The organism is Corynebacterium sp. HMSC074H12 (assembly GCF_001813755.1).
Taxonomy (GTDB): Bacteria; Actinomycetota; Actinomycetes; order Mycobacteriales; family Mycobacteriaceae; genus Corynebacterium; species Corynebacterium hiratae.
In genome coordinates this window covers 27230-49701 of sequence record NZ_KV813944.1, presented here as the reverse complement: position 1 = coordinate 49701, position 22472 = coordinate 27230, and the positions used below count along the sequence as shown (strand labels likewise).

Annotated in this window: 27 protein-coding genes and 1 pseudogene; 6 read left to right on the top strand and 22 right to left on the bottom strand. The window is 61.8% G+C overall.

Annotation, left to right across the window (positions count from 1 at the left end; translation table 11 throughout):
• Nucleotides 1–103 precede the first annotated feature (103 nt).
• The gene (eccD, locus tag HMPREF2932_RS11135; RefSeq protein ID WP_070754642.1) at nt 104–1435 is read left to right on the top strand and encodes a type VII secretion integral membrane protein EccD; all 1332 of its coding nucleotides are present in this window, start codon (nt 104–106) and stop codon (nt 1433–1435) included.
• Nucleotides 1432–2400: pseudogene (locus HMPREF2932_RS13270) on the top strand (S8 family serine peptidase); the annotation flags it as partial. The gene eccD and the pseudogene HMPREF2932_RS13270, both read left to right, overlap by 4 nt.
• A 184-nt stretch (nt 2401–2584) precedes the next feature.
• On the opposite strand, the gene eccB reads toward HMPREF2932_RS13270, so the two are convergent.
• The 12 genes from eccB to secY form a co-directional block, all read right to left on the bottom strand.
• Nucleotides 2585–3844 (bottom strand): type VII secretion protein EccB, encoded by a 1260-nt coding sequence (gene eccB, locus HMPREF2932_RS11130; protein ID WP_071410151.1) that lies wholly within the window; start codon nt 3842–3844, stop codon nt 2585–2587.
• A gap of 53 nt (nt 3845–3897) precedes the next feature.
• A complete protein-coding gene (truA, locus tag HMPREF2932_RS11125) occupies nt 3898–4758 on the bottom strand; it encodes a tRNA pseudouridine(38-40) synthase TruA (RefSeq protein ID WP_071410150.1) in 861 nt (286 codons plus the stop codon).
• Nucleotides 4759–4977: 219 nt separating this feature from the next.
• The gene (rplQ, locus tag HMPREF2932_RS11120) at nt 4978–5466 is read right to left on the bottom strand and encodes a 50S ribosomal protein L17 (RefSeq protein WP_070680573.1); all 489 of its coding nucleotides are present in this window, start codon (nt 5464–5466) and stop codon (nt 4978–4980) included.
• A 79-nt stretch (nt 5467–5545) separates the two neighbouring features.
• The gene (locus tag HMPREF2932_RS11115) at nt 5546–6556 is read right to left on the bottom strand and encodes a DNA-directed RNA polymerase subunit alpha (protein ID WP_010189530.1); all 1011 of its coding nucleotides are present in this window, start codon (nt 6554–6556) and stop codon (nt 5546–5548) included.
• Between the two features lie 69 nt (nt 6557–6625).
• Entirely contained in the window at nt 6626–7231 is a 606-nt protein-coding gene (gene rpsD / locus HMPREF2932_RS11110) for a 30S ribosomal protein S4 (protein WP_010189536.1), read from the bottom strand.
• 21 nt (nt 7232–7252) lie between these two features.
• On the bottom strand, nt 7253–7657 hold the full coding sequence (gene rpsK / locus HMPREF2932_RS11105) for a 30S ribosomal protein S11 (RefSeq protein WP_010189540.1): 405 nt from the start codon (nt 7655–7657) through the stop codon (nt 7253–7255).
• 3 nt (nt 7658–7660) lie between these two features.
• A complete protein-coding gene (rpsM, locus tag HMPREF2932_RS11100; protein WP_039673764.1) occupies nt 7661–8029 on the bottom strand; it encodes a 30S ribosomal protein S13 in 369 nt (122 codons plus the stop codon).
• A 188-nt stretch (nt 8030–8217) separates the two neighbouring features.
• On the bottom strand, nt 8218–8436 hold the full coding sequence (gene infA / locus HMPREF2932_RS11095; protein ID WP_003854422.1) for a translation initiation factor IF-1: 219 nt from the start codon (nt 8434–8436) through the stop codon (nt 8218–8220).
• A 276-nt stretch (nt 8437–8712) separates the two neighbouring features.
• On the bottom strand, nt 8713–9504 hold the full coding sequence (locus tag HMPREF2932_RS11090; protein WP_071410149.1) for a L,D-transpeptidase: 792 nt from the start codon (nt 9502–9504) through the stop codon (nt 8713–8715).
• 51 nt (nt 9505–9555) lie between these two features.
• Complete coding sequence (gene map / locus HMPREF2932_RS11085; protein WP_071410148.1) at nt 9556–10350, bottom strand: type I methionyl aminopeptidase; 795 nt, start codon at nt 10348–10350, stop codon at nt 9556–9558.
• A gap of 16 nt (nt 10351–10366) precedes the next feature.
• Nucleotides 10367–10912, bottom strand: a complete 546-nt coding sequence (locus HMPREF2932_RS11080; protein ID WP_071410147.1) for an adenylate kinase — start codon at nt 10910–10912, stop codon at nt 10367–10369.
• Nucleotides 10912–12237, bottom strand: a complete 1326-nt coding sequence (gene secY / locus HMPREF2932_RS11075) for a preprotein translocase subunit SecY (RefSeq protein WP_071410146.1) — start codon at nt 12235–12237, stop codon at nt 10912–10914. Before secY ends, HMPREF2932_RS11080 begins: the two co-directional genes overlap by 1 nt.
• Nucleotides 12238–12618: 381 nt before the next feature.
• Here secY and HMPREF2932_RS11070 point away from each other — a divergent pair, with 381 nt between their 5' ends.
• Nucleotides 12619–13926 (top strand): class I SAM-dependent methyltransferase, encoded by a 1308-nt coding sequence (locus HMPREF2932_RS11070; RefSeq protein ID WP_070511327.1) that lies wholly within the window; start codon nt 12619–12621, stop codon nt 13924–13926.
• A 16-nt stretch (nt 13927–13942) separates the two neighbouring features.
• On the top strand, nt 13943–15424 hold the full coding sequence (locus tag HMPREF2932_RS11065; protein ID WP_070511325.1) for an FAD-binding oxidoreductase: 1482 nt from the start codon (nt 13943–13945) through the stop codon (nt 15422–15424).
• A gap of 415 nt (nt 15425–15839) precedes the next feature.
• Here the strand turns inward: HMPREF2932_RS11065 and rplO are convergent, their stop codons facing one another.
• The 6 genes from rplO to rpsH are packed head-to-tail and all read right to left on the bottom strand — an operon-like array spanning nt 15840 to nt 18488.
• Nucleotides 15840–16289, bottom strand: a complete 450-nt coding sequence (gene rplO / locus HMPREF2932_RS11060; protein WP_070511323.1) for a 50S ribosomal protein L15 — start codon at nt 16287–16289, stop codon at nt 15840–15842.
• Nucleotides 16290–16292: 3 nt separating this feature from the next.
• A complete protein-coding gene (gene rpmD / locus HMPREF2932_RS11055; RefSeq protein ID WP_010189565.1) occupies nt 16293–16478 on the bottom strand; it encodes a 50S ribosomal protein L30 in 186 nt (61 codons plus the stop codon).
• A gap of 3 nt (nt 16479–16481) precedes the next feature.
• On the bottom strand, nt 16482–17108 hold the full coding sequence (gene rpsE / locus HMPREF2932_RS11050) for a 30S ribosomal protein S5 (protein WP_046648464.1): 627 nt from the start codon (nt 17106–17108) through the stop codon (nt 16482–16484).
• A 40-nt stretch (nt 17109–17148) separates the two neighbouring features.
• Complete coding sequence (rplR, locus tag HMPREF2932_RS11045) at nt 17149–17550, bottom strand: 50S ribosomal protein L18 (protein ID WP_046648465.1); 402 nt, start codon at nt 17548–17550, stop codon at nt 17149–17151.
• Nucleotides 17551–17553: 3 nt separating this feature from the next.
• Nucleotides 17554–18090 (bottom strand): 50S ribosomal protein L6, encoded by a 537-nt coding sequence (rplF, locus tag HMPREF2932_RS11040; protein ID WP_049157327.1) that lies wholly within the window; start codon nt 18088–18090, stop codon nt 17554–17556.
• A gap of 14 nt (nt 18091–18104) precedes the next feature.
• Nucleotides 18105–18488, bottom strand: a complete 384-nt coding sequence (rpsH, locus tag HMPREF2932_RS11035) for a 30S ribosomal protein S8 (RefSeq protein WP_049157329.1) — start codon at nt 18486–18488, stop codon at nt 18105–18107.
• 310 nt (nt 18489–18798) lie between these two features.
• Here rpsH and HMPREF2932_RS11030 point away from each other — a divergent pair, with 310 nt between their 5' ends.
• Together HMPREF2932_RS11030 and fdhD are read left to right on the top strand one after the other, a co-directional pair.
• Entirely contained in the window at nt 18799–19047 is a 249-nt protein-coding gene (locus HMPREF2932_RS11030) for a DUF6457 domain-containing protein (protein WP_046648468.1), read from the top strand.
• On the top strand, nt 19044–19895 hold the full coding sequence (gene fdhD / locus HMPREF2932_RS11025; protein ID WP_046648469.1) for a formate dehydrogenase accessory sulfurtransferase FdhD: 852 nt from the start codon (nt 19044–19046) through the stop codon (nt 19893–19895). The genes HMPREF2932_RS11030 and fdhD overlap by 4 nt, the downstream gene beginning before the upstream one ends.
• Here the strand turns inward: fdhD and HMPREF2932_RS11020 are convergent.
• The 4 genes from HMPREF2932_RS11020 to rplN all read right to left on the bottom strand — a co-directional run bounded on the left by HMPREF2932_RS11020 (nt 19864) and on the right by rplN (nt 22100).
• Complete coding sequence (locus HMPREF2932_RS11020) at nt 19864–20649, bottom strand: formate/nitrite transporter family protein (protein ID WP_071410145.1); 786 nt, start codon at nt 20647–20649, stop codon at nt 19864–19866. The two genes, fdhD and HMPREF2932_RS11020, sit on opposite strands and share 32 nt — an antisense overlap.
• Nucleotides 20650–20859: 210 nt before the next feature.
• The gene (gene rplE, locus HMPREF2932_RS11015) at nt 20860–21411 is read right to left on the bottom strand and encodes a 50S ribosomal protein L5 (protein WP_046648471.1); all 552 of its coding nucleotides are present in this window, start codon (nt 21409–21411) and stop codon (nt 20860–20862) included.
• A 1-nt stretch (nt 21412) separates the two neighbouring features.
• A complete protein-coding gene (gene rplX, locus HMPREF2932_RS11010) occupies nt 21413–21727 on the bottom strand; it encodes a 50S ribosomal protein L24 (RefSeq protein WP_005527724.1) in 315 nt (104 codons plus the stop codon).
• A 4-nt stretch (nt 21728–21731) separates the two neighbouring features.
• On the bottom strand, nt 21732–22100 hold the full coding sequence (gene rplN, locus HMPREF2932_RS11005) for a 50S ribosomal protein L14 (protein WP_046648472.1): 369 nt from the start codon (nt 22098–22100) through the stop codon (nt 21732–21734).
• Between the last annotated feature and the right edge of the window lie 372 nt (nt 22101–22472).

Sequence of the window (22472 nt, the reverse complement as noted above, 5' to 3'; positions counted from 1 at the left end):
CCACCGCCTCCTTAAGCGGTGGACAGCGTGCCACCAGTAAGCCACAATGTGAGGCAATGGGCAAGGGGTTGCCCAGAAATTTTTCTCGGGGGAGGTATTTTCCATGACTCGCGCACTCGCGCATTCTGTCCGCGTCACCGTCCGTATCCACGCAGGCCAGACCCGCAAAGAAGCGGATATCTCACTGCCGCTTTCTTCCAGTCTCGGGGAGGTGCTGGGGGAGCTGCTCGTGCTTGTCGACGTTCCCCCAGCACCCATCCTGTGGCGCGCCACTACCGCGGCGGGCAAGACCATATCGATGACCACGCCACTGGATCGCACCAGCGTAGAAGAAGGCTCCGTGCTGGTGCTTAGCCCGGATGCACCGGCGCCGGCACCCATCGTGCGCGACGCCGCGGAAGCATTAGCCGCCGATGTCTCCGCCACGCAGCTTTCTGGCCTGGCTGGGCTGTGGGGTGTGGCGGGCCTTATCGCCGGCGGTGGGCTCCTTGCCGCAACACTGTCCCCCACGGTCGGCTGCGCCGCCACTGCACTCCTCGCCCTCGTTCTTGCGGTATGGACGCGGCGAGGATCTCTGCTCGCCACCGCGCACGTCGCCGCGGGGCTGGCGGGCGGGTTAGCCACTGGCGCAGCATTTGTCGCTGGACCTGCAGGTACCGCGGTGTCGGCGGCACCCGTCGTGGGGGCCGCGACCGCCGTCGGTGCGACGGCGGTGCTCTCCCACCTGGTACGCATCGGCGGGCTGCGGGACCGGGCTACTGCCGCGACGTGGTGCCTGCTCGTGCTCGTCGGCCTCCTCGGCCCCGCCCCGCTCCTCGCCGCCACCGTGGGCCTGTTGGCGGGCGCTCCCCTGCTGACCACGCGGCTGGCGGGTTTGCGCGTGCCGCAGCTTCCCACCGCCGGGCAAGACTTAAGCATCTCGGACGAGGTACCCACCGATAACGCGCTCGCTGCCCGGCGCGCCGGGCAGGCCTACGAGGGCATCGCGGTGGGCTGCGCGGTGGCGGGTGCCCCTGCCCTGCTCCTCGTCGCATTGAACGCCAACGCGGCGGCAACCCAGGGGGCCTCCCAAGCGCTATGTGTAAGTATCGCTGGCGGGGTCATCGTGCATGCAGCACGCCATGCCCGGCCCATTGCTGCGTGGGCACTGGGAATCTATGGCCTCGCCGCTGCTAGTGCCTCGGTGGCTGTGCCACTACACGAGTGGCAGCGGCTTTCTGCGCCAACCACGGAAACATGGGTGCTCAGCGTCGTCGCGGGGCTCATCGTTGTGGCCATGCTGTCAGTACCGGTGTGGGCAGGCAAGCTACGGCAGATTGAGCCGACCACCATCGTGTGGTTCGAGCGCGCCGAAGCCCTCGCACTGGCCGCGTGTTTGCCGCTCGCCGCACACCTGGCTGGGCTTTTCGAGTTCATTAGGGGGCTGGGCTCATGAACTTGGGGATCCGAATTGGTGCTGCCAGCGCTGCTCTTGGCGCTGGTCTGGCGTGGGGGTCCTGCGTGTTATCCGGGCCGGTAGCTGCTGCCCGCGAGCCAGACACCGCGTGCGCGGAGGCTACCCTCGCCGCGGCAGGGCCACAGCCTTCCGCGCAATACTCGGACTATCGCGCGCGGCTGCACTCTTTTGCCACGGGTGCCGGGGTGAAGGTCGCGGTCATCGACACCGGAGTGGCCGCGCACCCCCAGCTGCGCGTGACACCGGGAGCGGACTTCGTAACCCCAGACGAGCCCGACCCGCTACGGGACTGTGACCTGCACGGCACGGTGGTGGCCGGGGTCATTGCGGGAAAAGAGCTCGGCGTGGCCCCGGATGCGGAGATCTACGCCATCCGGCAGACCAGTTCGCATTTCAGGCAACCGGCGCCGGATAACTCGGCAGGGGCCGATGGTTCAGCGGAGGAAGACCACGGTTCCGGAACGCTGGCCAGCCTAGCTGCTGCCATCGAGGATGCCGTGAACGCGGGAGCTCAGGTCATCAACGTCTCCGTCGTGTCCTGCGTCCCGCCGGATGCCGCCTCACGGGTGGATCGATCGGGCTTGGACGCAGCGCTGCAGCGCGCGGAGGACGCTGGGGCCGTGGTGGTGGCGGCGTCGGGAAACGCGACATCCGGTGGCTGTGAACAAGGTGATGTGGTCTTCCCCGCCGTAGCGGATACGGTCCTCGCGGTTGGCGCCCTAGCCACCCCGTACGACCTTGCGGATTACTCCATCGCTGCACCTCTCAGCGCAGAGGGCAACGTACCACTCGCCTTGGAACCCGGCGGCGGCTGGGCCAGCGCCAAGGGGGATACCCTATTTCAAGGCACGTCTTTCGCCGCGCCCCTGGTCAGCGGAACGCTCGCTCTGTTGGTGCAGCGCTACCCCGACGAGTCCCCGGCGCAGCTGCGCCAGCGCGTCATCGATTCCGCCGAGCCCGGCCACGGGGTGGTCGATCCCCTCACCGCGGTGACCTTTCGTCCTGCGGCCGAAACCCGCGAGGAGCGTTCCTTTGCGGTGACACCGCTGACAGCACCGGCCGCCCAAGGCTGGCCTATGGTGCGCCTACTCCTCGGGGCCCTGGGGTTCCTCGTCCTCGTGGCTGTTATCAGTGCTCATGCTTTAAGGCCTCCGCTCGGCTCAAGGCAGAACCTTCCGGCAGCAGACGCAGAATCTCCCACGGCACCTGCTCCGGTTCCCCCAGGCCCAGCGCGTTTAGCTCCCCGGCGCTAGCCAGCTCGTGGCGCCTGCCGGTGGCAGTAACCACGTGATAGCCGTGCCCGCTGTCCACGCCCACGCCCGCCTGCAGACCGGCGAAGCGCTGCGCGGCCGAATCACCCGGTAGGTCTACGGTGGCCGATACCGGGCGCGTCGTGCCGGCGCCATGCCGGTCCGTCGCGCACAACCAGCCCTGCTCAGGGGACAGGAAATCCACGCGGTTAGTCGGGAGGTTGAAGGTCGGTGGGACGTCGCCCAGCGCGGCTACCTCCTGCGCCTGGGCTGGCAGGCGTTGTGCGCCCACACCGACGAGCATCTCCGCTTGGGTGGGAGTGATGGCGAAAACGCCCTGCTCCGTCCGCGCCCAGAGCTGCTCGCCGGTATCCAGAATCTCCGGTGGGGCGGCCGGGAAACTCAGCGGTTCTAGCTCGGCAAAGGCGTTGAGCAATTCTGTGGGCATGCTCCACACCGCCGTCTCCGCGGTCATCCCCAACGCGCGGCGCAGCACCCTGCCTTGCGTGCTCGTGGCCTCAGGCAACACGACGCGCCCCTGGCCTGTGAGCAACCACTGCGTGCCATCGGATTCCGCCACGGCGGCGTGCTCTTCGTCGAATCCGGGAACGGCGTGGTGCGCCACCACGGTCACGGAGCCGACGCGGCTGCTGGACTGCCAGTTCTCCCCTTCGGTGGATTCCTCCAAGCAGGCTGACCAGCTTGGCTCCTCCCCTGTCGCAGCGGCAAGGAGGTTCGGGGCATCCGCAATCCCCAGCGGGGTGCCTAAGCTTATCTGGTCTAGAAAGCTATCCCCGGCCGCATGTGGCTCCACCGCTTCGTTGGCAATGAGCCGGGCCGACGCCAGGTTAGCCACCGGGTGGTAGGTGCCATTGACCAGAGCTAAAAGCTGTCCCTCCGCAGAGCGGACCACGGGCGCATCCCCGGGTTGCGGATCCGGTTGCATCCACGCAATGAGCCCCGAACCGAGGCTAAGGAATGCGACTGCGGCTACTCCACCGAGCAGAGCGCGCCGGCGCCGTTTCAGCGGATCATGGATCATCCTGATATCGCCGAAAACGAGGCCATGCTCGAGCCGGCGCAACAAGAACTTGTGGCCCGATACCTGGGCCTTGGTAGTAGGCAACGCGCGTGCCATGAGAGTCCTCCCCGAATCAGTGCACCACCCTCCCTGGTGCAGTGGGGTCTAGATTAACCCAACTCCGTGTTTTCCGCAGCGCGACGGCTGCGGGTCATCTTCGCGCGCGCAGCCAATTGGTCTGCGTCGGGATAGTCCACGCCAACCAGGCTCAGCCCCGCGGCCGGGGCGAGGGGAATCTGGGAGGATCTGCTGGTTTCCTGAAGCATCTGGGCCGCGAACTCCACGTCGCGGGAACCTTCGCCTACCCGCAGACAGCATCCCACGAGGCAGCGCACCATGGACCAACAGAAGGCATCGGCGCTAACGTGTGCCTCATAAAGCTGCGGTTGTGCGGGCGTTGAGACGTCCTTCCACTCGAAGGCGAGCAACTCGCGGATGGTCGTGGCGTGTGGCTTGGCCTTGCAGAAGGCCACGAAATCGTTGAGACCCACCAACTGGTCGGCGGCGGCCTGCATCAGCTCTAGGTCCACCGGCTTGAGCCACGTGGCGGTGTCCCGAGCTCGGGTCGGCAGCGCTCCGCGCGGATGAGTAGTGATCCGATAAACATAATGCCGACGCAGGGCGGAAAAACGCGCATCGAAATCATGCGACACCTCGGTGCAGGCGTGCACGCGGACGTCGACGGGCAGCAGCTTGGCCAAGCGCCGGACCAGTTTGGCGGGATCGCCATCAATGCTGCGCTGACTTAGTGCGGCGTGGGTGGTGTCAAAGTGCGCCACCTGACCGCTGGCATGCACGCCCGCGTCGGTGCGCCCAGCCACCGTGAGCTCCACCGGGTGGCGCAAAACCATGGCCAGCTTCTCCTCGATGGTCTGCTGCACCGTGCGAAGGCCGTCCTTCTGCCGGGCCCACCCGTGGAAGTCAGTGCCGTCATAGGCCAAGTCCAATCGCAGACGAACGCTTTCACTCATGGGGGTTGATGATACCGTGCGCTCGATCTGCCGTGGGGACTACGTCGATGGTCCGTTTTAACAAATAGTGGCCTGAAAAGTGGAATTTTTGGACCCTTATTTGTTAAAACGGTACACCCCCAACACGGCTCCCCTCTCTGCGCGTGGCCCGTAGAAAACGACAAAGGCCCGCACCCCACCACAGTGGTGAGCGCGGGCCTTGCCTAGACCTCAGAAGAATTACTTCTCCTCGGTGGTCTCCTCAGCCTCGGTAGCCTCAGCGGACTCAACCTCAGCCTCTTCAGCCTTAGCTTCCTCGGCCTGCTTGGAAGCAGCAGCGCGGGTAGCGCGGTTAGCCTCAGAGGTCACGGTCTCCTCGAGAACGAGGGAGATCTGGGACATCGGGGCGTTGTCGCCGGAGCGGTTGTCCAGCTTGATGATGCGGGTGTAGCCACCCTCACGGTTCTCAAACTTCGGTGCCAGCTCGTCGAAGAGGTAGGCAACAACATCCTTGTGCGGGATGAGCTTGAGAACTGCGCGACGGTCAGCAACGGTGCCGGCCTTCGCCTTGGTGATGATCTTCTCAGCGTAAGGACGAAGCAGCTTCGCCTTAGCGTCGGTGGTCTTGATTGCGCCGTGCTCGAACAGGCTCGCTGCCATGTTGCTCAGCAGGTGCTTCTGCTGGCTGGCGGAGCCGCCGAGACGCGGACCCTTCTTGGGGGTAGGCATTATGTACTCCTCGTGTGCGGATTAATTGAGCGCGCGACGGGGCGCAAAAAGCCGCGCCGTCACGATTCAGTGGAATTCTTTACTCGGAATCGTCGGAAGCCGGGTCCTTGAAGTCGCCGGTCTCTGCGTCGTAGCCTTCAAGCTGGGTCGGGTCGAAGTCCTCAGGGGTGTCCTTGAGGGCCAGACCCAGGTTAGCCAGCTTGATCTTTACCTCGTTTATCGACTTCTGACCGAAGTTGCGGATGTCCAGCAGGTCCGACTCGGTGCACTCAGCGAGCTCACCGACGGTGTGGATCTCCTGGCGCTTCAGGCAGTTGTAGGAGCGGACGGAGAAGTTCAGATCCTCGATCGGCATGCTGTAGGCGGCGATGTACTCCGTCTCCTGCGGGGACGGGCCAATCTCAATGCCCTCAGCAGCGGTGTTCAGCTCGCGAGCCAGGCCGAAGAGCTCGACCAGGGTGCCACCGGCGGAAGCCAGGGCGTCGCGTGCGGAAATAGAGTTCTTGGTCTCGACGTCGATGATCAGCTTGTCAAAGTCAGTGCGCTGCTCAACACGAGTAGCTTCGACCTTGTAAGAGACCTTCAGCACTGGGGAGTAAATCTGGTCGACCGGAATGCGGCCGATTTCTCCCGAGGTGGCGGCGGCCGGAACATAGCCACGGCCGCGCTCGACGACGAGTTCCATCTCCAGCTTGGCGGACTCATTCAGCGATGCAATGTGCAGATCCGAGTTGTGGATCTCCACGCCAGCCGGCGGCTGGATATCGCCTGCAGTGACCTCACCCGGGCCCTCCTTGCTCAGGTACATGACCACCGGCTCATCGGAGTCGGAGGACAGAACCAGGCCCTTGACGTTCAGGATGATTTCGGAAACGTCTTCCTTCACACCATTGATGGTGGTGAACTCGTGGAGCACACCGTCAATCTTGATGGAGGTTACTGCCGCGCCCGGGATGGACGAAAGCAGCGTGCGACGAAGCGAGTTACCGAGGGTGTAACCGAAGCCCGGCTCGAGCGGCTCGATGACGAACTTAGAGCGAGACGAGTCGATGAATTCCTCGGTGAGCTGAGGACGCTGGGAAATAAGCATGGAGTTTCTCCTTGTCGGCGCCCGCTATTTGACGCCGGTAGAAGTGGTAAAGACGAAAGTGTCGAAGGATTACTTCGAGTAAAGCTCGACGATGAGCTGCTCCTGCAGCGGAACGTCGATCTGAGCGCGCTCGGGCAGCTGGTGCACGAGGATGCGCAGGGTGTCCGGAACGACCTGCAGCCATGCCGGAACGTTGGCGTCAACCAGGCGGTCCTGAGCCTCTTCGAACCATTCCATCTTCTGGGAACGCTCACGAACATCAATGATGTCATACTGCGTAACGCGGAAGGACGGAACGTTGATCTTCTTGCCGTTCACGGTGAAGTGACCGTGGGAGACAAGCTGGCGAGCCTGGCGGCGGGTGTTGGCCAGACCTGCGCGGTAGATCACGTTGTCGAGACGGGACTCGAGCAGAACGACGAGGTTGTCACCGGTCTTGCCCGGGAGACGGTTAGCCTCGGCGTAGTAGCGGCGGAACTGACGCTCCAGCACACCGTAGGTGTACTTTGCCTTCTGCTTCTCCTGGAGCTGCAGCAGGTACTCAGATTCCTTGATGCGGTTGCGGCCAGCCTGTCCCGGAGGGTACGGGCGACGCTCAAATGCCATGTCGCCGCCGACCAGGTCGACGCGCAGACGGCGGGATACGCGGGTAGCGGGGCCAGTATAACGAGCCATTTTCTTACCTCTTCCTTTCCCTTAAACCTTGCGACGCTTGGTCGGACGGCAGCCGTTGTGCGGCTGTGGGGTGGCATCCGTGATCGAGGAAACCTCGAGGCCTGCAGCCTGCAGGGAACGGATGGCGGTCTCGCGGCCGGAGCCCGGACCCTTGACGAAAACGTCAACCTTCTTCATACCGTGGTCCATGGCCTTGCGGGCCGCGTTCTCAGCAGCCATCTGCGCTGCGAACGGGGTGGACTTACGGGAACCCTTGAAGCCGACGTGGCCGGAGGATGCCCAAGAGATGACAGCACCGTGCGGGTCCGTGATGGACACGATGGTGTTGTTGAAGGTGGACTTGATGTATGCGTGGCCAGCGGCCACGTTCTTCTTTACGACGCGACGACCACCACGGCGCGCGCCGGAACGAGTCTTGGGTGGCATGTTTTACTTCTTCTTTCCTGCGATCGTCTTCTTCGGACCCTTGCGCGTACGAGCGTTGGTCTTGGTGCGCTGACCACGAACGGGCAGGCCGCGACGGTGGCGGATGCCCTGGTAGCAACCGATTTCAATCTTGCGACGGATGTCAGCCTGAACCTGGCGGCGGAGGTCACCCTCTACCTTCCAGGTAGCTTCAATGACGTCACGCAGCGCCGACAGCTGATCGTCGTCGAGGTTGTCGGTGCGCAGGTCGGGAGAAATGCCGGTCTTTTCCAGCAGTTCCTTGGCACGGGACGGCCCGATGCCATAGATGTAGGTGAGAGCAACCTCCATGCGCTTGTTGCGCGGGAGGTCAACACCAGCTAGACGTGCCATATGGCTAGTCCTTTCGGGTTGTTACGATGGTTTTCTCCTCATCCGTCCCCCGCCACGCATACGCTTCGCCCCGGGCTGTGCCGGGGAAACTGTGGGCATGCTTAGCAGCGTGGGCTCAGGCCATCGCAGCCTGAGGTAAAAAAGGACGCACCAAGGGCGCGTCCCGTGGGTGAGGAGGCTTACAGTCTTTACTTGTAGCGGTAGACGATGCGTCCGCGGGTCAGGTCATAAGGAGACAGCTCCACAACAACGCGATCCTCTGGGAGGATGCGGATGTAGTGCTGACGCATCTTGCCCGAGATGTGGGCAAGAACCTTGTGCCCGTTGTCGAGCTCGACGCGGAACATTGCGTTGGGCAGGGGTTCGACAATGCGACCCTCAACCTCGATTGCGCCTTCCTTAGCCATAACCTCTACTTTTCTGATGGAGTTCTTTACGCCGCGCTTGGCGACGCCTCCACCTGCATGTTTGGTGTCTACTGCCTGGTGCCCTCAGCAGCCAATCCGGCTACGTACAGACACCAGCACTAAAGCATACGCTGCAAGCAACCGTTTTCCAAATACGGTTAGTGCAGCACAGCAGGTTTTCGCTCGAAGACACGCCGCGAAAACGCAGAAACCTCCCGTCGCTGCCAAGCGCGGGAGGCAGAAGGCCTGTAGCGGTGGCTCGCCCACCGCTACGTTCTAGTAGATGAAGACCTTGGAACCAACCGGAACATCGTTCCAGTAGCGCACGGCATCCTGGTGGGTCAGACGCACGCAGCCATTGGACTGGTAGGCCGGGGAGCCCTCGTGGAAGGCGTGGCCATTGTTCGTGAAGTACATTGCGTACGGCATCGGTGCGTTACCGAATTCCCACGAAATCTCGTCCTTCACCTTACGGGTGATGTAGTACGTGCCGGCCGGGGTTTCCTCCCCCGGCTTACCGGTGGACATGCCCTGAGCAACGTAGGTGACATTGCCGTTGCCGTCCTGCAGCCAGGTGCGGCGACCGTCGCGGTCCACGCACACGCGGGCATCCGCCGGGCACGGGCCTGTATTGAATTTCTGCGCCTGACGCTCCGCCTCAGCCTTGCGGGCTGCTTCCTCAGCAGCGGCCTTTTCGCGAGCGACCTGTTCAGCGTGAGCGCGCTCTTCAGCCTCGCGGGCGGCGCGGATCTCCGCGTTCTTCTGGTCGATGAGGCCGGGGAAGACGAGCTCAATAGCGCCGTCGATTACTGGGCGAAGAGCATCGGCTGCCTGCGGGTTAACATTCTGCAGTGCTTCCAGCATTTGGTTGCGGCTAGCCCACGCGTTCTCACGGGTCTGACCTGCGAACTCATCAAGCTGGGACTGGACGTTGGAGGACAGGGAATCAATAGAGGGGACCGTCTGTGCATGTGCGGCCGGAGCGACCGAAAGAGTAGCGGTCAGAAGGCCGATTGCGGTGGCTCGACGTAGGGAACGAGCACCAGCGCGGGAGCGAATTTTAGACATGGCAAGAAGTATAAACCTTTCGACCATGATTTCCTACCCGAGAGACGTATTTTAGTAGCGCGGGGTCAGGATTCGGGGACCATTCTCCGTCGCCGCGACGGTGTGTTCCCAGTGCGCCGACCACGAGCCATCGAGGGTTACCACGGTCCAGTCATCCTCTAGGACCTCGCTGTCCTCAGTACCCAGGGTCAGCATCGGCTCAATGGCCAACACAGAACCTTCCTGGATGAGAGGACCGCGCCCTGCCTTGCCTTCGTTGGCCAAGTAGGGCTCCTCGTGCATCTCTCGGCCGATGCCGTGGCCGCCGTAGCCATCGACGATAAAGAGCTCGACGCCGAACTTATCCTCGGCGCGGTAGGTCGCCTGCTCGAGGGCAGCCGAGACGTCGGTCAGCCGGTTGCCCGGAACCATCGCTTTGAGCCCCTCATGGAGGACCCATTCGGTGGCGTCACTCAGCGCCTGCGCTTCGGCGCTGGGCTTGCCGACGCCAAACGTCCACGCACTATCCCCCACCCAGCCGTCGAGGGTGGCACCACAGTCGATGGAAACAAGGTCCCCCTCAGCCAGCAGCATGTCCTTACTCGGGATGCCGTGGACGATGACGTCGTTCACGGAGGCGCAGATGGAACCCGGGAACCCGCCGTAACCCTTGAAGGTGGGCACGGCACCGGCATCGCGGATGGTCTGCTCGGCCACCTCATCGAGTTCCAGCGTGCTCACGCCCACCGCGGCGGCGGAGCGTACCGCCTGCAAGGCGCGGCCGACGATCTCGCCGGCCGCCTGCATGGCATCGAGCTCTCCTGGGGTGCGGGCGGGGATGATCTTAGTGCGTCGTCGAAAAGCCATGGCTTAAAAAGGCAGATTACTTGCCCATGGCCTTCAGGGTGCGCTCGTTGATCTCCTCAACGGACCCCTCAGCCTTCACGGAGATGATGGCGTCGCCGTAGTGCTCGATGAGCGGGAAGGTCTCCTCGCGGTAGACGCCTAGGCGGGTGCGGATGGTCTCCTCGGTGTCGTCTGCGCGGCCGCGGGCGAGCATACGCTCGACAACGACGTCCTCGGACACCTCAAAGTTCAGCACGCCATCGAGCTTCAAATCCTTGTCGTCGAGGAGCTTCGCCAGGATGTCGGCCTGCTCCACGGTGCGTGGGAAGCCGTCGAGGAGGAAACCTTCCTTGGCGTCATCCTGGTTAAGGCGGTCCTCTACCATGCGGGCGGTGACGTCGGTCGGCACCAGCTTGCCAGCGTCGATGTAGGACTTGGCCTCTACGCCGAGCGGGGTGCCCTCACCAATGTTGGCGCGGAAGAGGTCACCGGTGGAGATGTGCGGAACGCCGAGCTTCTCGCTGAGGAGGGCGGCTTGGGTGCCCTTGCCGGCACCGGGAGGGCCAAGGAGTACGTAACGCATTACTTAAGCAGTCCTTCGTAGTTGGATTGTAGAAGCTGGGACTCGATTTGCTTGACCGTGGTCAGGGCAACCGAGACCATAATGAGGATGGCGGTACCGCCGAAGGCGGAGGTGCCGCTGGCACCTGCAGTGCCCACTCCGAGATCCAAGAGGATATTCGGAAGGACGGCGATAACCGCGAGGTAGATCGAACCGACGAACAGCAGGCGGTTCATCACGAAGCCTAGGTACTCGGCGGTCGGTCGACCCGGGCGGATACCCGGGATGAATCCACCATACTTCTTCATGTTGTCGGCCTGTTCCGCAGGGTCGTACTGAACCGACACGTAGAAGTAGGAGAAGAAGATGGTGAGCACAAAGTAGAGAACGATGTACTGCCAGGAACTCGGGGATTGCAGGTGAGCAATGACGTTGCGCTGCCACCAGTTATCGGAGACTCCCGGGGAGCCGGAGTTGACAATCTGGGTGATGAGCACCGGCATGTAGATCAGCGAGGAGGCGAAGATGACAGGGATAACGCCGGCCTGGTTGACCTTCAGCGGCAGGTAGGTTGAAGAACCACCGTACTGACGGCGGCCCACCATGCGCTTGGCGTACTGCACCGGGATACGGCGCTGGCCCTGCTCGATGAAGGTAATGCCCGCGACGAGAACGATGAGACCCGTGAGAACCATGGCGAAGACCAGACCACCATTGTTCTGGAAGATGTTGACACCGTCGGTAGGAAGGCGCGTAGCAATACCGGCGAAAATCAGCAGCGACATGCCATTGCCGATTCCCTTCTCCGTAATCAGCTCACCCATCCACATCACCAGGACCGCACCAGAGGTCATGGTGATAACGAGCACGACGAGGGTAAAGAAGTTGCGGTCCTCCGCCAAGACGCGCACGCCCTGGCCCAGGAGCTGCTCGCGGTCCGCCAAGGCCACGATGCCTGCGGACTGCAGCAGGGCCAGCGCAAGGGTGAGGTAACGCGTGTATTGCGTCATCTTCGCCTGACCGGACTGACCCTCCTTCTTCAACTGCTCGAAGTGCGGAATCACCACGGTGAGCAGCTGCACGATAATGGACGCCGTAATGTACGGCATGATGCCGATGGCGAAGATAGATAGCTGCAGCAGCGCACCACCGGAGAACAGGTTGATCACCGAGTACAGGTTGCCGGACTCCTCCGTGAGGTCACGAAGACGGCCGGCGATGGTGGCGTAATCAACGCCCGGCGACGGGATCTGCGCGCCTACGCGGTAGAGAATAATCATCACGAGAGTGAAGATGATCTTCTTCCGCAGGTCGGCATCTTTGAAAGCCTGCAAAATGGCGGACACTACTCAATCCTCCTGGCCTACCGCGCTTGCTGTGCGGTTCGAATTCGCCGCGCACGGGGGTGGATCTCATCTGTTCCCAATAGATAAGAACCCTCTTAAGGTCCTTCATAGGAACGGTTGGACAGTTTTGACCCCATTACCCTACCAGCCCCGCCCCCTTTCGCCACATTGGCCCCGCGAAAACCAGGCTTATCCTTCTCGGATTAGTTTCCCCCTTAGCGCCATCGACGCATGAGGCCTACCATGGACCGCGTTGCCCTAAGGCAATGTCCTTACAACATTTCTACGTCTTTTCGACCTCTCAAGCGGCGCCCCGGGGCGCCACAGAGTATGGCCGTCTTCTATCTGCCTAACCTTAATCCGAAAGTAGTATGTAGTTTTATGAGTAAGCGATTCTCCCCAATGACCGTGGCTGAGATCATCGATACCTTCGTTCCCAGCCCCAACCCCTTCCGCTGGGAAGCTTTCGACGGTTCCGCAACCGGCCCAGCCGACGCGCAGTTCACCGTCAGAATCAATAACCTGCAGGGCCTGGCCTACATCGCCACACACCCGGGCGATGTAGGCTTCGCCCGCGCCTACGTCACCGACGGAATCACCGTCGAGGGGGAACACCCGGCGCACCCCTACGGCATCTTCGACACGCTGCACGCAATGTATGACACGTTCTCCCGCCCAGACGCGAAAACCCTTGCTCGCGTCGCGCGTTCCTTGGCTTCGATGGGTGCTTTTCAAATCCAGCCGGTCCCGGATGTCGAGCGTGCCTCGTGGCTGCGCCGCAAGCTCCACGAGGGTCTATCCAAACACTCCAAGGAGCGCGACGCGGAAGTCATCTCCGATCACTATGACGTGGGCAACGACTTCTACGAGCTCTTCCTCGGCGACTCGATGACGTACACCTGCGCCTACTACCCCTCCCCTGACGCCACGCTCGACGAGGCCCAGGAAAACAAGTACCGCCTCATCTTCGACAAGCTGCGGCTCAAGGAAGGCGACCGCCACTTGGACGTCGGCTGCGGCTGGGGCGGCATGGTGCGCTACGCGGCCAAGCGCGGCGTGAAGTCCTTGGGAGTCACTCTCTCCAAGGAACAGGCAGAGTGGGGCCAGGCCAAGATCAAGGAGGAGGGCCTAGAAGATCTCGCGGAGATCCGCTTCCTGGACTATCGCGACGTCACCGAGGAAGGCTTCGACGCCATCTCCGCCATCGGGTTGCTCGAGCACATCGGGGTCAAGAACTACCCGGACTTCTTCAGCTTCCTCCACGGCAAGCTCAAGCCGGGCGGCCTCATGCTCAACCACTGCATCACCTACCCGGATAACCACAAGACGCCGAAGGGCGGGTTCATCGACCGCTACATCTTCCCCGATGGCGAGCTCTCCGGCTCCGGCACCATTACCAAGTGCATGCAGGATGCCGGTTTCGAAGTCGTCCACACGGAATCCCTCCGCTTCGACTACATGCGCACGCTGCATGATTGGTGCGAAAACCTCAAGGAGAACTGGGAGGAGGCCTGCTCGCTAGTGGGCCTTCCCACTGCCCGCCTGTGGGCCATCTACATGGCCGGCTCCGAGTGGGGCTTCGAGCACAACATCATCAACCTGTACCACTTCTTGGGCGTCAAACTGGGCGATGCTGGCTCCCGCGCCGGCGTGCCCGAGCGCCGCTGGTGGGAAGATTCGCGCTTCTAAATCTTGAAGGAGTTCCATGTTAATCGATCTCATCCGCAATCATCGCAGCGTCGACGCAATCGAAGTCCCGCCGGTGGGTTGGAAGGCGCACGAGGAGGGCGTCGAGAAGCTGTTGCGCAGCTTCCACGCGGTGCCGAAGGATAAGCGCGTACGTTTGGCCAAGAAAACCTCGAACCTCTTCCGCGGGCGCAGCGAGCAGCAGGCGGGCCTCGATGTGTCCGGCCTGGGTGGGGTCATTGAGGTCGATCCGATTGCGCAGACCGCCGAGGTCCAGGGCATGTGCACCTACGAGGACCTTGTCGACGCCACCCTACCGCACGGGCTCATGCCCTTCGTGGTGCCGCAGCTCAAGACCATTACGCTGGGCGGCGCCGTGACGGGCATGGGAGTCGAGTCCACGAGTTTCCGCGACGGCCTTCCCCACGAATCCGTCCTGGAGATGGATATCCTGACCGGCACCGGGGATATTGTGACGTGCTCACGCGAGGAGAACGTCGATCTCTTCCGCCTTTTCCCCAACTCCTATGGTTCCTTGGGCTATGCGGTGCGCCTCAAGATTGAGCTGCGCGCGGTCAAGCCCTACGTGGAGCTGCGTCAGGTGCGCTTCAACGACTTCAACTCACTCACGCACGCGCTTGACGACGTCTCCCTCACCCGCACCTACGACGACGTCGAGGTCCACGGCCTCGATGGCGTGGTCTTCTCACCGGAAGAGTCATACCTCGTCATGGCCCGTTTTACGGATGAGGAAGGGCCAACCTCGGATTACACGCGGGAGAAAATCTTTTATCGCAGCCTCCAGCACCAGAGCGGGATCCGCCGCGACCGCCTCACGGTGCGCGACTATATCTGGCGCTGGGATACGGATTGGTTCTGGTGCTCCCGCGCGTTCGGCGCGCAGAATCCGCGCGTGCGCAAGGTGTGGCCGCGACAGCTGCGCCGCAGTTCCTTCTACTGGAAGCTCGTGCGCCTAGACCGCAAGTACGAGCTGGAGTACAACTTCATCAAGAAGCCGAAGGGTCTGCCCCGCGGCGAGCGCGTGGTCCAGGACATCGAGGTCACACCGGACAATCTGCCGGAATTCTTGGATTGGTTCTTCCAAGCCTCCGATATCCAGCCGGTGTGGTTGTGCCCGATTCGGCTGCGGGAGGGCGTGGAGGACCTCATCGGTACCGGCTCGCTTGCCGCCGATTCCCCGGCCCCGTGGCCGCTCTACCCCCTGCGCCCAGGACAGACCTGGATCAACGTCGGTTTTTGGTCCGGCGTGGAGGGCAATCACGTCGATCCCTCGGCCCCTGGCAATGGCGCCTTTAACCGCCTCATCGAGGCCAAGGTCAGCGAACTCGGCGGACATAAATCCCTGTACTCAGAGGCCTTCTACTCCCCCGAAGAATTTGCCGAGCTCTACGGCGGCGACCTGCCGGAGCGCATCAAGGCCGTGACCGACCCTGATGATCGCTTCCCGGGCCTCTACGAGAAGACGGTCAACGACGCCTAACGGCCCCACCGCACGCTGTGCCTCAGCATCACCACGGCATACTGTGCCTCAGCATCACCGCCGCGCCTTATGCAACCAACTAGGCCCGCATTAATTTCTCACCATAAGGTTCCTCTCAAAAGGCATTAATACCTTTTGAGAGATGCCTTTTGCGGGCCTCCCGCAGCCAAAGCCCTGGTCATCGCATAACATCTGGACCATAAGGTTCCCCTCAAAAGGTACTAATGCCTTTTGCGGGGCTCGCGGGGTAAACCCCCAGGTCATCACATAACATTTAGACCATAAGGTTCCCCTCAAAAGGTACTAATGCCCTTTGTGCCCTGCTGGCGTAGCCCGAAAACACCAAAGCCCTCCCGAAGGCCACCGAAAGGTGGCGCCCGGGAGGGCAGTGGCTCTCACAGAGCCTGTAAGAGAATTACTTGGTTGCGGTGGCGGTGCCGCCAGCAGCCTCGATCTTCTCGACAGCAGACTTGGAGAACTTGTCAGCGGTGACGTTCAACTTAACGTTGATGTCGCCGTTGCCCAGAACCTTGACCGGCTGGTTCTTGCGAACCAGGCCAGCAGCGACGATGTCCGCAACGGTGACGTCGCCACCGTTAGCGAAAGCCTCTGCGAGGTCAGCAACGTTGACTACCTGGTACTCAACGTGGTTCGGGTTCTTGAAGCCCTTGAGCTTCGGCAGACGCATATGGATCGGCATCTGGCCACCCTCGAAAGCAGCGGAAACCTGCTTACGAGCACCGGTGCCCTTGGTACCGCGACCAGCGGTCTTACCCTTGGATGCCTCACCGCGGCCGACGCGGGTCTTGGGCTTATTGGAGCCTGCGGCCGGGCGCAGGTCGTGGAGCTTGATGATATCAGCCATAGTTTACTCCCCTGCCACTTCTTCGACGGTGACCAGGTGACGCACCTTGTGAACCATACCGCGGATGATCGGGGTGTCCTGCTTAACTACAGAGTGACCGATGCGCTTGAGACCAAGCGACTCCATGTTTGCGCGGTGGTTCGGCTTGGTGCCCACAAGGCCCTTTACCTGAGTAATCTTCAGAGCCATTGCTTATGCCTCCTGACCTGCGCGCTTGCGCAGCATCTGGGCCGGTGCGACGTCCTCGAGGGACTTGCCACGACGTGCGGCAACTTCCTCCGGACGAACCAGCTGCTTGAGGCCGTCCACGGTAGCGCGGACGACGTTGAGAGCGTTGTCGGAGCCCAGGGACTTCGACAGAATGTCCTGCACGCCAGCGCACTCAAGCACCGGACGAGCAGCACCGCCGGCGATGACACCGGTACCCGGAGCGGCCGGCTTCATCATGACGATGCCAGCTGCGTCGCGACCCTCAACCGGGTGGGTAATGGTGCCAGCAATCATCGGGACGCGGAAGAAGTTCTTGCGAGCCTCTTCTGCACCCTTCTGGATTGCGGCCGGGACTTCCTTGGCCTTGCCGTAGCCGACGCCCACCATGCCCTGGCCGTCGCCAACGACGACGAGAGCGGTGAAGGACATGTTGCGGCCACCCTTAACGGTCTTAGCGACGCGGTTGATGGTCACAACGCGCTCGATGTACTTATCGCGCTCGTTGTCCTGCTGGTTGCGGCGGTCGTTACGACGGCCGTTGTTGCGACCCTTGCGGTCGTTGTTGTTCTCGGCGGAGCGTCCGCCGTCACGCTGTTCACGGTCCGACATTAGGCGTTCCTTCCGTTGATGTTTCCGTATGCCTTAATCATTAGAACTGCAGACCACCTTCGCGAGCGGCGTCGGCCAGCGCAGCAACGCGGCCGTGGTACTTGTAGCCTGCACGGTCGAAGACGACCTGCTCGATGCCAGCAGCCTTGGCGCGCTCAGCGATGAGCTGGCCTACCTTGGCAGCCTTGGCCTTCTTATCGCCCTCGAGTGCACGCACGTCGGCTTCCATGGAGGAAGCTGCAGCCAGGGTGTGGCCGGCCAGGTCGTCGATGACCTGGACGTGCATGTGGCGGGAGGAGCGGTGAACAACCAGACGCGGTGCCTCAGGGGTGCCGCGGAGGGTCTTACGGATGCGGAAGTGGCGGCGCGCGCGTGCTTCACGACGACGCGAGGAAATGTCCTTGCCAACCGGGGTGCGCTTTGCGTTTTCAGTGTTAGCCATTGCTTACTTACCCGTCTTTCCGACCTTGCGGCGGACCTGCTCGCCGTCGTAGCGAATACCCTTGCCCTTGTAAGGATCGTCCTTACGCAGGCGGCGGATGTACGCGGCGACCTGTCCAACCAGTTGCTTGTCAATACCAGATACGGAGAGCTTGGTTGCGCCATCCACAGCGAAGGTGATGCCCTCCGGAGCCTCGATGAGGATCGGGTGGGAGTAGCCCAGAGAAAACTCCAGGTCCTTGCCCTTCTGCTGGACACGGTAACCGACACCGAAGATTTCCATCTTCTTGGTGTAGCCCTCGGTCACGCCAACAACGGCGTTGTTGACCAGGGAGCGGGATAGACCGTGCAGGGCGCGGTTCTTGCGGTCGTCATCCGGACGGGAGACCTTGATCTCGTCGTCCTCGACGGCTGCGGTGATCGGCTCCGGCAGCTCAACCTCGAGGGTGCCCTTGGAACCCTTAACGTTGACAACCTGGCCGTTGATGGTGATCTCGACGCCCTTCGGGACGGCGATAGGTGCTAGACCGATACGAGACATGTGTCAATCCTCCCTTACCAGACGTAGGCGAGAACTTCTCCGCCTACACCCTTCTCCTGAGCCTGACGGTCGGTGAGCAGACCCTGAGACGTGGAAATGATGGCCACGCCCAGGCCGCCCAGAACCTGCGGCAGTTCGGTGGACTTTGCGTACACACGCAGACCCGGCTTAGACACGCGACGCAGACCCGAGAGGGAACGCTCACGGTTGTTGTACTTAAGCTCGAGGGTCAGCTCGTGGCCCTCGACGGAGTAGTCAGCGATGTAGCCTTCCTGCTTCAAGATCTCAGCGATGTTGGCCTTGATCTTGGAGGTCGGCATCGACACGACGTCGTGGTGCGCATTAGATGCGTTGCGCACGCGCGACAGCATGTCGGCAATAGGATCAGTCATAGTCATATGAGTGACCTTTAACCTTTCTCGTTGCGGTTCCCGTACTGCTCACCAAAGCGTTTTCCGTGTGATTTCGGGCTACTCACGCTCCCCGCAGTCAATACTGCGAGGCGCTCGCCACCCTTTGATACAGACAACGGTCCGCTATCTACGGCGAGGGGCCTACAACAAAGTAGATGTGTTCAATTCTTCCGGCTTGGCACGTTTCCGCACCTCCTGCACGGTTTTCACGGCGCAGGAGTGGAAAAATGCAAGTCCGTCGGATTACTCTACCCGCTGACATGCAGTTTTCCAAAACGCGTTAGCATAGGAAGCCATGAGAGAAACACCTGATCCGATCCGCACCGCCCATCAGTGGCTGAAGGAGGCTGCCGAGCTGATCGGCGCCTCCCCCGAGGAGGCCACCGCTTTGGTCAAGGAACTTCTCGATCTGACCAAGGACGTTGCGCATACCCAGTCCCGGCCCGCCGCTCCCCTGACGGCTTACCTGGTGGGTTTGGCCTCCACGGACACCGCGGAAGCCCGCGCCCATATCGCCACCTTGAAGGAGGCGCTTAACCGATGAGCGGGCGCGTCAACGCCACTTTTGCCGTAACGAAGGTGCGCCTCAACGAAGACGGACAGGTCACACAGGTCGATACCCGCGGCGATACCGTCGCGGGCGAGGAGCCCCTGGAGATTCGCGTCGGCGGGCAGACGCTGACCACGACGATGCGTACGCCCGGTCACGACGTCGAGCTGGCGCACGGCTTCCTGCATTCCGAAGGCCACATTGAAAAGGTCAGTGATGTCCGGGAGGCCCGCTATTGCGCTGGCGCCTCAGTGGATGGGCGCAACCCTTATAACCTGCTGGATCTAGAGCTCGCTAACCCGCAGGCGCTCTCCCTCGCCGATCTGCGCCTGACCCCCACCACATCCGCCTGCGGCGTGTGCGGCACCTCCTCGATCGAAGCGCTCATGAAGCAGAGCCGTTTTGAGATTCCCCGGGTGCCGGTGGATCCGGGGGTCGTCGCCAAGCTGCCCGAGGCCCTCAAGCGGGAGCAGAAACAGTTCCGCAAGACCGGCGGCATCCACGCCGCTGGGGCCTTTACTCTCGACGGCGAACCCGTCGTGGTGCGCGAGGACGTCGGGCGGCACAACGCGGCCGATAAGGTTATTGGTCACTTGCTGATGGAAGATATGTTGCCAGCCAGCGACCTCATTCTGGTGATGAGCTCGCGGGCGAGCTTCGAGCTGGTTAACAAAGCCGCTATGGCCGGCTTCGGCATGCTCGTCGCGGTCTCGGCAGCGTCCTCCCTGGCCGTTGAGACCGCCCGGGAAACTGGCATGGCGCTCGTTGGCTTTGCCCGCGGGGACCGCTTCAACCTCTATTCGGGCGAGCTTAGTCGCGATAGGCTTCCGGGCCGGAGTTAAGCCAGGCGTACACGCCACCAATAAGGAAGCCACCACCAATGAGGTTTCCTACCCACACGATGGACCAGTTGGCCAGCACCGCGCCAAGGGTAAAGCCCTCCGGCAGCGGGCTGGCGCAGAAGAAGGTCAAGAGCATGAGGCAGAAGTTCGCAATGACGTGCTCGAGACCCAAACCCACGAAGCAGGCAATAATCGGCACGATGACGAAAAACTTGGAGACGATGTCTTTGGCAAAAACTGCTCCCACAATCGCCATATTGACCACGAAGTTAGCCAGGATGGCCTCCACCAGCAGTCCGCCGGGGCCCTTGATGAGCTTGCCCATCGCGAGGTTGGCAATGAGATGGTTCGGATCGATTCCGCCCAGCTTGGCGGACATTCCCATGGCCGCAGCGAACAAGGCGGCACCAACCAGGTTGAACAGCGTCGTCACCACGAGCAGCCACAGGCCCTTGCCCCAACCCACCTGCTTAGTCACGGCACCATAGACCATGTACATCATGTTGCCGGTAGCCAGCTCCGCGCCAAGAAGGACGATGGCAAAAAGGCCCAAGCCGAACAGGCAGGCAAAGACCAGCGAGCCCAGGCCTTCCACATGCTTCTCGACGCCCACCCCCATCACCGCAGCAAATGCCGTACCGATAGCGAGGTAGGCACCTGCCAGGGTAGAGCGCACGGCGAACCGGCCAAAGGACTCATCGAGCAACGCAACCTTTTTCTTGACCGCGGCTGCCGAAGCATCATTCAGGGACATCATTCACCTCAGGGGAATCGTTAGTTCGCAGACGCCAGTAGTTTACTCCCCGCTTGTTCGAACCTCATAGGAAGCGATGGCTCTGCCTTGCCCCTAGAACGCAATATCTCCGTCCTGACCCAAAGGCATGCAAGCGCAAAAATCCCCGGCCTCCTTACGGAGTACCGGGGATGCTCTTCACCCATGTATTAGGCGGAAGAATTCGCTACGTTACTTGAACGGGAAGCCGAGCTCGCGCAGGAGCTTGCGGCCCTCCTCGTCGTTGGTAGCGGAGGTCACGACGGTGATGTCCATACCACGCGGGCGGTCCACCTTGTCGATGTCGATCTCGTAGAACATGGTCTGCTCGGTGAGACCGAAGGTGTAGTTGCCGTGGCCGTCGAACTGCTGGTCGGAGAGACCGCGGAAGTCGCGAATACGCGGCAGCGCGATGGTCAGCAGGCGGTCCAGGAACTCCCACATGCGGTCGCCGCGCAGGGTAACGCGTGCGCCGATGGGCATGCCCTCACGGAGCTTGAAGTTAGCGATGGACTTCTTAGCGCGGCGCACCTGCGGCTTCTGGCCGGTGATAGCGGTAAGGTCCTCGAGAGCGCCGTTGATCATCTTGGAGTCGCGGGCAGCGTCGCCCACACCCATGTTGACAACAACCTTGGTGACGCCCGGAATCTGCATCACATTGTCGTACTTGAACTCTTCGTTCAGAGCCTTCTTGATTTCCTCGCGGTAGCGGGTCTTCAGACGCGGAGTGTAGTTCTCGCTCATGTTAGATGTCCTTCCCGTTGCTACGTGCGATGCGGACCTTCTTGCCGTTTTCGTCGAAACGGTAGCCCACGCGGGTCGGGTTGCCCTCGGAGTCAACGATCGCAACGTTGGACACGTGGATCGGAGCTTCCTGGGTAACGATTCCGCCGGACTCGGCGCCACGCTCGGTAGCGGAGTTAGCAACGTGCTTCTTGACGCGGTTGACGCCCTCAACGAGGACCTTGTCGCGCTTCGGGTATGCCTCGATGACCTTGCCCTTCGCGCCCTTGTCCGGGCCCGAAATAACGATCACCATATCGCCCTTATGAATCTTCATAAGACTAGATCACCTCCGGTGCGAGAGAAACGATCTTCATGAAGCGCTTGTCACGAAGTTCGCGAGCAACCGGGCCGAAGATGCGGGTACCGCGCGGCTCGTTGTCACCCTTGAGAATAACTGCGGCGTTTTCATCGAATGCGATGTAGGAGCCGTCCGGACGACGGGTCTCCTTCTTGGCACGGACGATGACGGCCTTGACGACATCGCCTTCCTTTACGTTGCCACCCGGGATGGCTTCCTTGACAGTGGCGACGACGATGTCACCAATGCCAGCGAAACGTCGAACGGAGCCGCCGAGAACGCGGATGACGAGAATCTCTCGTGCACCGGAGTTGTCGGCGACGCGCAGACGCGATTCTTGCTGAATCACTATGGGTCTCCTGACCTGGATTAACGTGCGTCAAGATTTCCGTCCTTGACACACCTGGTCTACTTGCTTACGTGGCACAGGCTGTGCGACGAACTCGCTGTTCACAGCGGTCGAAGGGTCTCGGTGCGGCGATTCGGAAACGCATCGCGCTGCACCGACCGGCCATATGCAACCCATACATTCAAGCATGCTCGCCGCCGTTTCCCCAAATCGCGCGCTGCACCACTTACCCGACCTACGACACTTCTCATCCCCTCAAACCCAAATGTGCAGACCTCAAAGTGCAGAGGTGCTGCGTGGCGTCGTGAAGCGCACGCGCAGTGCTTGGCGACGACCAGCGTGTCTGCACTTCCAGGTCTGCACTTATGGAAG